Here is a 12,820-nt window from a genome sequence, read left to right on the forward strand (position 1 = left end):
ATGGCATCTAAATTCAGCTTACCTAAGGTAGGAGATAAAGTTGATATAAAAGTTTTGGATCCATCATATAAAGAAAAATATGTTAGTCAAATATTGAATGTTTTAGATGAATATACCTATGAAATAAGCGGTCCTATCCATAAAAGAAATATTGTACCTTTATCATTGGGATTACAAATAAAAGTAATGTATTGTAAGGAACAAAAAGGTCGGTTTATGTTTAAGGCTAAAATTATTGAAAGAGAGAAAAAACCAATATATAAGATAAAAATTGAGAGGTTAAACAAGATAAAAAGATTGCAAGAAAGAAATTTTTATCGATTACCAATAATGATTAAAGTAATAAAACAATTTCAGAACATGAAAAACAAAGAAATAGAGAAAGAAGAGTGTATAACTGAAGATATTAGTGGTGGTGGTTTAAGAATTTTATGTAACAAAAAGCATAATCTTGATGACATAGTATTATGTAAATTTACTATGAATGGGATTGAATTAAGCTTAAAATGTCAAGTTGTTAGAACTGAAGATTGTGATAATAAAAATTATAAGTACTCCTTAGGAATGAAGTTTATAGATATAACAGATTATCAACGTGAAAAGATAATAAAGTTTATCTTTGATGAACAGAGAAAACTTAGACAAAAAGGATTGATATAAATGGCCATTAAGGTTCTCGTTGTTGATGATTCAGTTTTTATGAGAAAACTTATTTCAGATATATTAAATGAAGATGAAATATTAGAGGTAGTAGATACTGCAAAAAATGGGAAAGAGGCATTAGGAAAAATTAAAGAATTATCACCAGATGTAATTACCTTAGACATTGAGATGCCAATCATGGATGGTATAACAACCTTGAAACATATAGTGAATGATTTTAAAAAACCAGTTGTGATGCTAAGTAGCTTAACAAAAGAAGGAGCTGAAGCAACACTTAAAGCTTTAGAAATAGGTGCTGTTGATTTTATCACAAAACCTACTAACATATTTAAAGTTGGTGCTGATGAAAAAAAGAAAGAAATTATTCAAAAAGTGAAAATTTCATCTAAAGTGAAAATTTTAAACGGTAAACTTAACAGTCAACATAAAATAATTAGGATGAATAACTATAAAAAAAACAGAGGAGAATTCTCAAACTTAATAGCTATAGGTACTTCAACAGGTGGACCAAAAGCCTTACAAGCAATAATACCACATATACCTAAGAATATAAATGGGAGTATTGTTGTTGTTCAGCATATGCCACCAGGATTCACTAAATCTTTAGCCAAACGATTAGATTCCCTTTCGGAGATAACCGTTAAAGAGGCAGAGAATAATGAAAGGATAAAAAAAGGATATTGTTATATTGCTCCAGGGGATTATCATATGACTATTGATGAAGTAAATGGAAAAGAGTTATATATAAGACTAAACAAAGATAGGCCAGTTTCAGGCCATAGGCCTTCAGTAGATGTACTAATGAAGTCAGTTTCAAAAGTTAAATCCATGAAAAAAATAGGTATTATCCTTACAGGGATGGGATCAGATGGAGCTAAAGGCATAAAAAGCGTTAAAGATAATAATGGATTTACTATAGCACAAAATGAAGAAACCTGTGTTGTTTATGGTATGCCTAAATCAGCAGTTGAAATTGAAGGTATTAACAAAATACTACCATTAGAAAAAATAGCTCAAGAAATAATGAATAGAGTGGGGGTGTAAAAAATGGATGTAAATCAGTATTTAGAAATTTTTATAGAAGAAGCTAAGGAACATTTACAAAATATGAATGAAAATTTATTAAACCTAGAAAAAAACCCAGATGATATGGAATTAATCAATGAAATATTTAGAGTTGCCCATACATTAAAAGGAATGGCAGGTACTATGGGTTTTGAAAAGGTGCAGAGTTTGACACACCAAATGGAAAATCTATTAGATGAAATTAGAAGTAGTAAAATTGAAATTAATGTAGATATTATAGATACATTGTTTGAATGTTTTGATGTCTTAGAAGAATACATAACTTCAATAAGTATAAGTGGAGAAGAAGGAAATATAGATAGTTCAGGGCTTGTAAACAGATTAAATGCTTTATTAGGTAATTCAAAAAATGAAGAAGTAAATGAAGAACAAAATGAAGAAAATTTTGATGACCAAATTAGAGATTTAGAAGACCATGTTATCAATATATTAAGTAAAGCTAAAGAAGATGGATATAAAGCTTATAGTATAAAAATAAGACTTGATGAAAATTGCATGTTAAAATCTGCAAGAGCTTTTATTTTATTTAACAAATTAGAAGCTATTTCTGAAATCATAAAATCTGAACCATCTGTTGAAGATATTGAAGATGAAAAGTTTGATTTTGAGATATCACTAATAGTATTAACAAAAGAAGAAAAAAGTTTAATTGAAAAGGAAATAAATTCTGTTTCAGAAATTGAGAAAGTAGAAGTAGCTGAAATAAATATTGGGAAAATAATAAAAGACCAAAAAGAATCTCTTGGTAAAAAAGAAGGCAATAAAGCATTTGTTAAAAAAAATAAGTCAAAAACACCTTCGACAACAACTAATATTAAGAAAAAGAAAAATAATATTGTAGGAAAAACTGTAAGGGTAGATATAGATAGACTTGATAATTTAATGAATCTTGTAAGTGAGCTTATCATTATAAAAACAAGGATGGAAGATATAGGGGATGATTCTAAAAGACAAAATATGAATGAAGCTATTGAATACTTAGAAAGAATCACAACTAATTTACATGATGCTGTTATGAAAGTTAGAATGGTACCAATCGAAAGGGTTTTTAATAGATTTCCGAGAATGGTAAGGGATTTATCAAAGGAACTAGGTAAAAAAGTTAATTTAGAGATGACTGGAAAAGAAACAGAAGTTGATAGAACAGTAATAGATGAAATAGGAGACCCTTTAGTACACCTTATAAGAAATTCTATAGATCACGGAATTGAAAGTCCTGATGAAAGAAATAAGCTTGGAAAAGATGAAACTGGTACATTAAAATTGAAAGCATATCCTGATGGAAACCATGTTGTTATAGAGGTAGAAGATGATGGTAGAGGTATTGATATTGAAAAAGTTAGAAAAAAGGCTATAGAGAGGGGTATAGTTTCAGAGGATAGGGCTAAGGATTTACCAAAAGAAGAAATTATCGAGTTTTTATTTGAAGCTGGATTTAGTACTGCCAATGAAATATCAGATGTTTCCGGTAGAGGTGTAGGATTAGACGTAGTTAAAACAAAAATTGAATCTATAGGTGGAATTATAGAAACTAAAACAGAATCAAACAAAGGGACAAAATTTTCAATTAGAATACCTCTAACTTTAGCAATCATTCAAGCATTACTTATTAAATTAAAAGAAGAAATTTATGCTATACCTTTAAGTTCAATTAAAGAAATAAGTACTATTAATAGTGAAAAAATTAGAAAAGTCCAAAACCAAGAAGTTATATTATTTAGAAATAAAACTTTGCCTATCATCCGATTAAATCGTATAGTTGGTATTGAAGATAACATTAATAAAAAAGAACTAGTCATTGTTATTGTTAAAAAAGGCGAAAAAGAAGCAGGTTTAATTGTTGATGAACTTATTGGTCAACAAGAAATAGTAATTAAATCATTAGGGAAATTTTTATCAGGAATAAAACATATAGCTGGAGCAACTATCTTAGGTAATGGTAGTATTTCTTTAATATTAGATGTAAATTCACTTCTATAAAAGGAAGGTGAGAAAAATGAGTAATATAAACAGCGCACAATATGTTTTGTTTAAACTCAATGATGAATATTATGGAATAGATATTTCAAAGGTTAAAACGATAGAAAAAATACAAAACTTTACTAGGGTACCTAATGCTCCAAACTATGTAAAGGGTGTTATAAATTTAAGAGGAGAAGTTGTTCCAGTTATAGATTTAAGAAAAAGATTTAATTTACCAAATAAAAATGATTATAGTAATTCAAGGATAATAATAGTTACAGTTAATGATATAGATGTTGGTTTAATTGTTGATTCATCATCTGAAGTTTTACAATTGACAGCTGAAAATTTGGACAACCCACCTCATGTTGAGGGGAATGTTACTGAAGATTTTATTAAACATATTGGTAAAGATGGTGAAAGATTAATAATGATATTAGATATTGAAAAAGTATTAGGTATTAAAACCAATATTGAAGAAAGTTAGAGGTGTAAACATGGGTTTAGACATAGATAATTTAAATTCAAATATGATAGATGTTTTGAAAGAGTTAGGTAATATAGGTTCTGGAAATGCAGCAACTGCCTTAGCAAAAATGATAAATAAAAAGGTTGATATGTCTGTACCACAGGTAAAAATATTAGACTATAAAGATGTATCAGACGTCTTGGGGGGACCAGAAAATGTAATTGTAGGAATATATTTTCATTTTGAGGGTGATGCTGCTGGCAATATTCTATTTGCTCTAAGCCAAAAATCTGCAAAAAATTTAGTTAATATATTATTTAATAGAGATAATGGAAAACAATTAGATGAAATGGATATTTCTGCATTATCTGAGGTTGGAAATATCCTTTCTGCATCTTATATTAATTCCTTAAGTACTTTAACTGGTCTAAAGCTAAAGATTTCAGTGCCATCTATATCAATAGATATGGCAGGCGCAATATTAAGTGTACCAGCTATTCAGTTTGGAGTTATGGGAGATAAAGTATTATTTATAGAAACAGAGTTTCAAGAAGGTAAAAACCAAGTGACAGGAGACTTGTTTTTGATACCAGATATTGATTCATTTAATACAATACTAAATAAATTAGGGGTAGTATAACCATGAAAATAATAAAAGTAGGAATGGCGGATTTAGCAGTAGTTAAATCACCAGGTAAATTAATTACTTTAGGATTAGGTTCATGTGTTGGGATTGCATTATATGATAAAAGAACCAAAATTGCAGGATTAGCTCACATAATGCTCCCAAACAGCAAAGAAATTAAAAATAATTCTAATAAAGCTAAATTTGCAGATACAGCAATAGAAATTCTATTAGAAAAAATGGAGTCGTTAGGTTCAAATAAATGGAACATTGTTGCTAAACTTTCTGGTGGAGCTCAAATGTTCTCATTTAATACAAAGAATGATATCCTAAAAATTGGAGAGAGGAATGTCCTTGCCAGTAAAAAGAAATTAAATCAGTTAGGAATTAAAATTATATCGGAAGATACAGGAGGAAATTATGGAAGGACAATTGAATTAGATTCATCTAATGGAGATTTGCTAGTTAAAACAATAGGACATGGAACAAAAGTAATATAAGGAAATTTTATTTACATAAAAGTTTTATGTAACCCAATTTTAGGGGGTACTCTTTATGACAAAAGATGAATTATGGAAAAAATATAAAGATAGCAATGATATAGAACTTAAAAAAAGACTTATTGAAGAGTATATTGATTTAGTAAAGATAGTAGCTGGGAGAATGTATAATTATTATGGTGGGAATGTAGAATATGATGATTTATTAAGTTATGGTGTATTTGGATTAATAGATGCAATTGAAAAATTTGATATCAATAGAAATTTAAAATTTGAAACATATGCTCAAATTAGGATAAGAGGTGCAATAGTAGATAATTTAAGAAAATTAGATTGGATTCCTAGGTCTTTAAGACAAAAAACTAAGGAAATTGAGAAGGCAATTAATAAATTAGAAAATAAATTACAAAGAAATGTTACAATAAAAGATATTGCAGAAGAATTAGATAAAGATGAAAGTGAAATTAAGACAATTTTAGGACAAACTTCAACTTTTAATTTAGTATCATTAGAAGAAATCCTTACAGAAAGAGGAGAATATAATATTTATAGCAAATCCTATGATACACCAGAAACTATTTACCAAAATAAAGAGATTAAGAAAATTTTAAAAGAAGTTATTGATTCTCTACCTGAGAGAGAAAAACTTATTATTTCACTTTACTATTATGATGAATTAACCTATAAAGAGATTGGGGAAGTATTAAACCTTTCTGAATCGAGGATTTCTCAACTTCATAGCAAGATTATACTTCAAATAAAAAATAATTTGAATAAAATAGGTGTTAATAATTATAATTAATTTGTTTAAGATAAAGGTGGTGACATCATGGGGGGAAACCACATTATTGTTGAAGGAACAAGCTTGGATGATTTAATTAAGGAAGGATTAGAAAAATTAAATATAACAGAAGAAAACGCTAATGTTAAAATTTTACAAGAAGGAAAAAAGGTTTTGGGGGTTTGGGTAAAAAAATATAAGGTTAAAATTTCAAGAAAAAAAAATGATAACATTATTGACAATGAGATAATTAAAGAAATTGATAACATGAACTTTAAATTAAAAACATATTCTATTGACTATTTAGATGATGGTGTTTATCTAAATGTTATTAGGAATAATAAGGACTCTAATGCTCTCTATGAAGAAATCTTAGATACTATAAAGAGAAAGAGAATAGAAGATTATAGTGAGAATAAAATTATAAAGGCCATTAAAGAAAATGTTGAACAGCCTGTTAAAATTGCACCTAAACAAGAAAAGAAAAAGATAGATGCTGATATTATTATAGAAATAGAAGACAATGATATGAAAGCTTATATGACATTAATTCCACCTGAAGATGGTGAGGATTTAAGTTATGATAATGCTTTAAAAATAGTTGAGCAAAAGATTAAATTTGGTATAAATTATAATCATATGAAAGACATTATAAATAAAAAACAATACTATAAAAGAACATTAATAGCTGAAGGTAAACTTCCTATTGATGGAAAAGATGGCTATATAAAATATTTTTTTGATACAGAAAAAAAATACATACCCAAAGAATTAGAAGATGGATCTGTTGATTTTAAAAATCTACAGCTTATTAACAACGTAAAGAAAGGAGATATATTAGCAGAAATAGTCCCTCCTACAGAAGGAGATGCTGGCTACACAGTTACAGGTAAAGTATTAAAACATAAAAAAGGCAAATCTAAAAAGGTAAAATTAGGTAAGAATGTAGAGTATTCTGAAGATGGAAATAAAGTTATTTCATTAATAGATGGTGAGGTTATACTGAAAAATGGCAGGGTACATGTAGAAAAGATACATAAAATAAATGAAGATGTTGATAATTCTACTGGCAATATTCAATTTAATGGTAGTATTAAGATAAATGGTAATGTAAAAACGGGTTTTAAAGTAAAGGCAATTGGTGATATTGAAATACAAGGTGTTGTAGAGGGAGCTTTAATTGAAAGTGAAGGTAATATTATTTTAAAAAGAGGAATACAAGGTCATCATAAAGGAAAATTAAATTCTAAAGGAAATATTATAGCTAAATATGTTGAAAATGCTTTTATAGAATGTAATGGGTTAGTACAAGCTGATGCAATAATGCATAGTGATATTTCTAGTAATGATACAGTTGAGGCTTTAGGAAGAAAGGGGCTAATTGTAGGAGGGACCTGTAGAGCAGCAAAAGAAGTAAGGGCTAAAACTATTGGTTCTAGTATGTCAACATTAACTACTATAGAAGTTGGAATAGACCCAAATCTAAAGACTAAATACGAGAATTTAAAAGAAGAGAATAAAAAAATAAAAAATAATATAGATAAGGTAAATAAGTCTATCCTTTTATTAAAAAGATTAAATGATAATAATAGGCTTACTAAGGATAAAAAAGAATTACTAATAAAATTTATTAAAACTAAAAAGGTTTTAGATGAACAATATAAGAAAGTGAAAAAAGAATTAGAAGAAATTGAGTATAGAATAGAATGTTTATCTAAAGGAAAAATTAAAGTAAGTAATGTAGTATATCCAGGGGTAAAAATAGTAATTGGGAACAGTACAATGCATGTAAAAGAAGAGGTTAAAGCATGCACTATATATAGGGAAGATGGGGAGATAAAAATAGCTCATTATAAGGAGTAAATGGGGGAAAGTTATGTCTATCAAACCAATTGATTTACAGGTTAATATTTCTAAAACCCAAGAAGCTGCTAAAACTAAGCAACAGGAACAGTTTAAGCATAATAATTATATACATAGTGAGAGGACTAACCTTAATCAAAAAATAAAAAGAGAACAAAAACAAGTAAATAATACCGATAAGCCTTACAAAATGAGAGCGAACAAAGATAAGGGGAAAGGGAGTAATAATAGGAATAATAAAAAAAGAAATAAAAATAAGAATAAAAAAAATCAAAAAGAACAAGAAAAGCTTCTAACAGAACTGGGGAACCATATTGATATAAAAATATAATTAAGGAGGCAACAATGTTCGGTATAATATTAATGATAATTGGTATTATTTGTATTACTTTTTCAGTTTTACTCTTTCTTAAGGAAGAAAGAGAACAAGATGAAAAATATAATGAAATAAAAAAAATTTATAAAGATATAAATGATTATGCCTTAATCATTGAGGAGATAGCAGACAAGCTAAATGATAAATTAGATTTATATTTATCTAATAACAATAAAACGGATGATTCGAATTACAAACATGATTATCCTGATAATCATAATAACCATATAACTAATGAAGATTACATAATAACCAATAACAAAGATATTAATAATGTGGAAATAGATGAACATGATAACATTTATAATGAAATAATAAATTTAATGAAATTAGGACTTAATAAACATGAAATAGCCAAAAAATTAGGAAAAAGCATTAGGGAAATAGATATTATTTTAAAATTAGAAAATAGTAAGAGAAAAAAATAAAGTTAATTATGGATTCTTTTGTATATAATTTATGATTAAGGAAAATATATTAAATAAGTTAAAAAAAAATATTGTCAAATACTAAAAGGTATGATATACTACTTACGGTGAAATCACACACACTTAACGATTCCTAAAGGTGTGCCTAAATTTAGGTCTTTTAGGAAGATGAGTTGAGTGGAGGAATAACAAAGAGGAGGTGCCATAATGTCAGTACTTAATATGAAACAGCTATTAGAAGCAGGGGTTCACTTTGGCCATCAAACTAGAAGATGGAATCCTAAGATGGCTCAATACATTTTTACTGAAAGAAATGGAATTTATATTATCGATCTGCAAAAAACAGTTCAAAAAGTTGATGAAGCTTATAAGTTTGTAAAAGAACTTATTGAAAATGGTGGACAAATTCTTTTTGTAGGTACAAAAAAACAAGCTCAAGAGTCTATTGAAAAAGAAGCTAAAAGATGTGGAATGCACTATGTAAATCAAAGATGGCTTGGTGGTATGTTAACAAACTTTAAAACTATAAAAACAAGAATCGATAGACTACGTGAATTAGAAAAAATGGAAGAAGACGGAGTTTTTGATGTTTTACCTAAGAAAGAAGTTATTAAGCTAAGACATGAAAGAGAAAGATTAGAGAAATTCTTAGGTGGAATAAAAGATATGAATAAACTTCCAGATGCAATTTATATAGTGGACCCAAGAAAAGAGAAAATAGCTGTAAAAGAAGCACAGAAGTTAGGAATTCCAATTGTTGCAATAGTTGATACTAACTGCGATCCTGATGAGGTGGACCATGTTATACCAGGAAATGACGATGCAATAAGAGCAGTTAAGCTATTAACAGAAACTATGGCAAACGCTGTGCTTGAAGGTAAACAAGGCGAACAAATGGAAGAATAAAAACTGCGGTAAGGGTTATAAGGGAGTTTTATCCCTTACTACTCTTACCTTTTTATTTACAATAAACATAGGAGGGATAAAATGGCTATAAAAGCTTCAATGGTAAAAGAGTTAAGAGAAAAGACAGGAGCTGGAATGCTTGATTGTAAAAAAGCCTTAGAAGAGACTAATGGAGATATAGAAAAGGCAGTAGAGATCTTAAGGAAAAAAGGTTTATCAAAAGCAGCTAAAAAAGCTGACAGAATAGCTGCTGAAGGTATTGTAGATGCATATATTCACGGAGGAAGAATAGGTGTTTTAGTAGAAGTTAATAGTGAGACAGATTTTGTTGCTAAAAATGAAGAGTTTAAGCAATTTGTAAAGGATATAGCTATGCAAATAGCTGCTCAAAATCCTAAATACATATCAAGAGAAGAAGTACCTGAGAAAGAACTTGAAAAGGAAAAAAATATTCTAAGAGAACAGGCTAAAAACGAAGGAAAACCAGATCATATAGTTGAAAAAATTGTTGAGGGAAGAATCGAAAAATATTTTGAGCAAGTTTGTCTACTAGAACAACCATTTATTAAAGATACTGATATTACTATAAAAGAACTATTAACTCAAAAAATAGCTAAAATTGGAGAAAATCTTAAAATAAGAAGATTTGTTAGATTTGAAGTAGGCGAAGGGTTAGAAAAGAAAGAGGAAAACTTTGCTGAAGAAGTTGCTAAACAAATGAACCAATAAATTCTTATAGGAGAACACTTTTGTGTTCTCCATTTAAATAATAGTAAAATTTTATTTTATGTAAATTAAAAGGATTTTTAATAATATTGTAGAATTAATGAAATAGAATAAATAATAGGAATATTGGGAGTGTTCATATGAAGCAACCAAAGTATAAGAGAATAGTACTAAAACTAAGCGGTGAAGCATTATCAGGTAAAAAAGGATTCGGAGTAGATCCAGATACTCTATTAAACATTGCTAAATATATAAAAAGAATTCATGAAATGGGTGTAGAAGTAGCTATTGTAGTAGGTGGAGGTAACTTTTGGAGAGGTAGAAGTGGAAAAGGAATGGATAGAGCAACAGCTGATTATATGGGAATGTTAGCTACAGTTATTAATGCCTTAGCTATGCAGGGTGCTTTAGAAAATAACGAAGTAGATACTAGGGTTCAGACTGCAATACAAATGAGAGAAGTAGCTGAACCTTATATTAGAAGAAGAGCTATTAGACATTTAGAAAAAGGACGTGTAGTAATATTTGCAGCTGGAACTGGTAATCCATATTTTTCTACTGATACAACTGCTGCATTAAGGGCTGCAGAAATTGAAGCAGAGGTTATTTTATTAGCTAAAAAAGGTGTAGATGGAGTATATGATGCAGATCCAATGGAGCAACCTAATGCACAAAAGTTCGATAAGTTAGATTACATAGATATTCTTAATATGGGATTAAAAGTTATGGATTCTACAGCTACATCTCTTTGTATGGACAATAAAATTCCAATTATAGTTTTTGGATTAGATCAACCAGAAAATATAGTAAAGGTAATTAATGGTGAGGAAATTGGAACTCAAATAAAGGAGGAATAAGTATGTATTTAGATGTTCATAAGGAAGCAGAAGAAAAAATGAAAAAAACAATAAAGGTTTATAGTGAAGAACTTGCAGGTATTAGAGCTGGAAGAGCAAATCCAGCTATGCTTGATAAGATTGTTGTAGATTATTACGGTACTCCAACTCCACTAAAACAAATAGCGAGTATAACAGCACCAGAACCAAGACAGCTTCTTATACAAGCATGGGATGCAAATGTGATACCTAACATTGAAAAAGCTATAATGCAATCTGATTTAGGACTAAATCCTTCAACAGATGGGAAAAACATAAGATTAATTATACCTCAATTAACTGAAGAAAGAAGGAAAGAACTAACAAAATATTTAAAGAAAACAACAGAAAATGCCAAAGTTGCAATAAGAAATGAAAGAAGAGACGCAAACGATAAACTGAAGAAAATGGAAAAAAATGGAGAATTGACAGAAGATGATTTAAAAAGGGCAGAAGATAAAGTACAAGAATTAACTGATAGATATATTGAAGAAATTGATAAAATGATGGAAAGAAAAGAAAAGGAATTAATGGAGGTATAATTTAGTTGGAAAACTATGATGTACTTGGACTAGAGCTTGAAGAGGGTTTAAAGATTTTAAAAGATAAGTTAGATAATTTTCATATTAACATTACTGAAACTTATGTTAATAAAGAGGTAGATAATAGTCAAAGAAGGATTCTAAGAGTAAAAAAGGAAAATAATACAGTAAACATAGTTATAGGATATTTTTAATCCCCTTCTTTTTAAGAGAAGGGGTTTTTAATGATTATTGCAATGGAGGTTTAAAAATGGAATCAATGGCTAAAAATACAGATATAGAAAGAAAATTAATCAAGGAAATAGATAAAACAAATTTACCAAATCATATCGCTATAATAATGGATGGCAACGGTAGATGGGCTAAAAAAAGATTCTTACCCCGTACAGCAGGTCATAGAGAGGGAGTAAAAAGAGTAAGAGAAATAGTTAAAGCATGTGGTGATTTAGGAATCAAGTATTTAACTTTATATGCATTTTCAACGGAAAATTGGAAAAGACCTAAAGATGAGATAGATTCTTTAATGAAATTACTAGTAGAATACTTAAAAAAAGAGTTAAATACTTTACATAAAAATAATGTAAAAATAAACATCCTTGGAGATTTAGAAAAATTACCTTCATTACCTAAACAAGAAGTCTTTAATGCAATTGAAAAAACAAGAAATAATAATAAATTAATATTAAATATAGCCTTAAATTATGGAGGCAGAGATGAAATTATTAGGGCTATTAAATTATTGGCTAAAAATGTTAAGGATAATAAGATTCAATTAGAAGACATAAATGAAGAATTATTTAAGGAATTTTTATATACTGGCAGTCAACCTGATCCTGATTTGTTAATAAGGACTAGTGGGGAGTTAAGAATTAGTAATTTTTTAATATATCAAATTGCATATACAGAGTTTTATTTTACAGATATTTATTGGCCTCAATTTACTAAAGAGCATTTATTTAAGGCTATATTAGATTATCAAAATAGGAATAGAAGATTTGGCGGTATATAGGGATGGTGA

General features: G+C 28.4%; 16 protein-coding genes. All 16 read left to right on the forward strand.

Features of this window, described 5'->3' with window-relative positions; translation table 11 throughout:
* Nucleotides 1-660: a flagellar brake protein gene (locus BET03_RS01075; protein WP_120166363.1), complete on the forward strand. Its 660-nt coding sequence runs from the start codon at nucleotides 1-3 to the stop codon at nucleotides 658-660.
* On the forward strand, nucleotides 661-1,707 hold the full coding sequence (locus BET03_RS01080; RefSeq protein ID WP_120166365.1) for a protein-glutamate methylesterase/protein-glutamine glutaminase: 1,047 nt from the start codon (nucleotides 661-663) through the stop codon (nucleotides 1,705-1,707). It begins immediately after the preceding gene.
* A 3-nt stretch (nucleotides 1,708-1,710) separates the two neighbouring features.
* Complete coding sequence (locus BET03_RS01085; RefSeq protein WP_120166367.1) at nucleotides 1,711-3,729, forward strand: chemotaxis protein CheA; 2,019 nt, start codon at nucleotides 1,711-1,713, stop codon at nucleotides 3,727-3,729.
* 16 nt (nucleotides 3,730-3,745) lie between these two features.
* The gene (locus BET03_RS01090; protein WP_120166369.1) at nucleotides 3,746-4,198 is read left to right on the forward strand and encodes a chemotaxis protein CheW; all 453 of its coding nucleotides are present in this window, start codon (nucleotides 3,746-3,748) and stop codon (nucleotides 4,196-4,198) included.
* Nucleotides 4,199-4,208: 10 nt separating this feature from the next.
* Nucleotides 4,209-4,820, forward strand: a complete 612-nt coding sequence (locus BET03_RS01095) for a chemotaxis protein CheC (protein ID WP_120166371.1) — start codon at nucleotides 4,209-4,211, stop codon at nucleotides 4,818-4,820.
* Nucleotides 4,821-4,822: 2 nt separating this feature from the next.
* On the forward strand, nucleotides 4,823-5,305 hold the full coding sequence (locus tag BET03_RS01100; protein WP_120166373.1) for a chemotaxis protein CheD: 483 nt from the start codon (nucleotides 4,823-4,825) through the stop codon (nucleotides 5,303-5,305).
* Between the two features lie 55 nt (nucleotides 5,306-5,360).
* Nucleotides 5,361-6,107, forward strand: coding sequence for a FliA/WhiG family RNA polymerase sigma factor (locus BET03_RS01105; RefSeq protein ID WP_120166375.1), 747 nt, complete (start codon nucleotides 5,361-5,363; stop codon nucleotides 6,105-6,107).
* A gap of 27 nt (nucleotides 6,108-6,134) precedes the next feature.
* On the forward strand, nucleotides 6,135-7,949 hold the full coding sequence (locus BET03_RS01110; protein ID WP_120166378.1) for a FapA family protein: 1,815 nt from the start codon (nucleotides 6,135-6,137) through the stop codon (nucleotides 7,947-7,949).
* Nucleotides 7,950-7,962: 13 nt separating this feature from the next.
* Nucleotides 7,963-8,280: a hypothetical protein gene (locus tag BET03_RS01115; RefSeq protein ID WP_120166380.1), complete on the forward strand. Its 318-nt coding sequence runs from the start codon at nucleotides 7,963-7,965 to the stop codon at nucleotides 8,278-8,280.
* A gap of 14 nt (nucleotides 8,281-8,294) precedes the next feature.
* Nucleotides 8,295-8,753, forward strand: coding sequence for a hypothetical protein (locus BET03_RS01120; protein WP_120166382.1), 459 nt, complete (start codon nucleotides 8,295-8,297; stop codon nucleotides 8,751-8,753).
* A 207-nt stretch (nucleotides 8,754-8,960) separates the two neighbouring features.
* On the forward strand, nucleotides 8,961-9,659 hold the full coding sequence (rpsB, locus tag BET03_RS01125) for a 30S ribosomal protein S2 (RefSeq protein WP_120166384.1): 699 nt from the start codon (nucleotides 8,961-8,963) through the stop codon (nucleotides 9,657-9,659).
* A gap of 81 nt (nucleotides 9,660-9,740) precedes the next feature.
* Nucleotides 9,741-10,388 (forward strand): translation elongation factor Ts, encoded by a 648-nt coding sequence (tsf, locus tag BET03_RS01130; RefSeq protein ID WP_120166386.1) that lies wholly within the window; start codon nucleotides 9,741-9,743, stop codon nucleotides 10,386-10,388.
* Nucleotides 10,389-10,525: 137 nt separating this feature from the next.
* Nucleotides 10,526-11,242, forward strand: coding sequence for a UMP kinase (gene pyrH / locus BET03_RS01135; protein WP_120166388.1), 717 nt, complete (start codon nucleotides 10,526-10,528; stop codon nucleotides 11,240-11,242).
* 2 nt (nucleotides 11,243-11,244) lie between these two features.
* A complete protein-coding gene (gene frr, locus BET03_RS01140; protein ID WP_207666018.1) occupies nucleotides 11,245-11,802 on the forward strand; it encodes a ribosome recycling factor in 558 nt (185 codons plus the stop codon).
* A gap of 5 nt (nucleotides 11,803-11,807) precedes the next feature.
* Complete coding sequence (locus tag BET03_RS01145; protein ID WP_120166392.1) at nucleotides 11,808-11,996, forward strand: hypothetical protein; 189 nt, start codon at nucleotides 11,808-11,810, stop codon at nucleotides 11,994-11,996.
* A 65-nt stretch (nucleotides 11,997-12,061) separates the two neighbouring features.
* Entirely contained in the window at nucleotides 12,062-12,811 is a 750-nt protein-coding gene (locus BET03_RS01150) for an isoprenyl transferase (protein ID WP_279230321.1), read from the forward strand.
* Nucleotides 12,812-12,820 lie beyond the last annotated feature (9 nt).

Source organism: Thermohalobacter berrensis (genome assembly GCF_003609645.1).
Classification (GTDB): Bacteria; Bacillota; Clostridia; order Tissierellales; family Thermohalobacteraceae; genus Thermohalobacter; species Thermohalobacter berrensis.

Excerpts from the sequence above, each read along its gene's own strand:
- BET03_RS01100 (WP_120166373.1), top strand. The coding sequence starts at position 4,823 with ATGAAAATAATAAAAGTAGGAATGGCGGATTTAGCAGTAGTTAAATCA.
- BET03_RS01110 (WP_120166378.1), top strand. The coding sequence starts at position 6,135 with ATGGGGGGAAACCACATTATTGTTGAAGGAACAAGCTTGGATGATTTA.
- BET03_RS01105 (WP_120166375.1), top strand. The coding sequence starts at position 5,361 with ATGACAAAAGATGAATTATGGAAAAAATATAAAGATAGCAATGATATA.
- frr (WP_207666018.1), top strand. The coding sequence starts at position 11,245 with ATGTATTTAGATGTTCATAAGGAAGCAGAAGAAAAAATGAAAAAAACA.
- BET03_RS01080 (WP_120166365.1), top strand. The coding sequence starts at position 661 with ATGGCCATTAAGGTTCTCGTTGTTGATGATTCAGTTTTTATGAGAAAA.
- BET03_RS01090 (WP_120166369.1), top strand. The coding sequence starts at position 3,746 with ATGAGTAATATAAACAGCGCACAATATGTTTTGTTTAAACTCAATGAT.
- rpsB (WP_120166384.1), top strand. The coding sequence starts at position 8,961 with ATGTCAGTACTTAATATGAAACAGCTATTAGAAGCAGGGGTTCACTTT.
- BET03_RS01115 (WP_120166380.1), top strand. The coding sequence starts at position 7,963 with ATGTCTATCAAACCAATTGATTTACAGGTTAATATTTCTAAAACCCAA.
- BET03_RS01150 (WP_279230321.1), top strand. The coding sequence starts at position 12,062 with ATGGCTAAAAATACAGATATAGAAAGAAAATTAATCAAGGAAATAGAT.
- BET03_RS01120 (WP_120166382.1), top strand. The coding sequence starts at position 8,295 with ATGTTCGGTATAATATTAATGATAATTGGTATTATTTGTATTACTTTT.
- BET03_RS01085 (WP_120166367.1), top strand. The coding sequence starts at position 1,711 with ATGGATGTAAATCAGTATTTAGAAATTTTTATAGAAGAAGCTAAGGAA.
- BET03_RS01075 (WP_120166363.1), top strand. The coding sequence starts at position 1 with ATGGCATCTAAATTCAGCTTACCTAAGGTAGGAGATAAAGTTGATATA.
- BET03_RS01095 (WP_120166371.1), top strand. The coding sequence starts at position 4,209 with ATGGGTTTAGACATAGATAATTTAAATTCAAATATGATAGATGTTTTG.
- pyrH (WP_120166388.1), top strand. The coding sequence starts at position 10,526 with ATGAAGCAACCAAAGTATAAGAGAATAGTACTAAAACTAAGCGGTGAA.
- tsf (WP_120166386.1), top strand. The coding sequence starts at position 9,741 with ATGGCTATAAAAGCTTCAATGGTAAAAGAGTTAAGAGAAAAGACAGGA.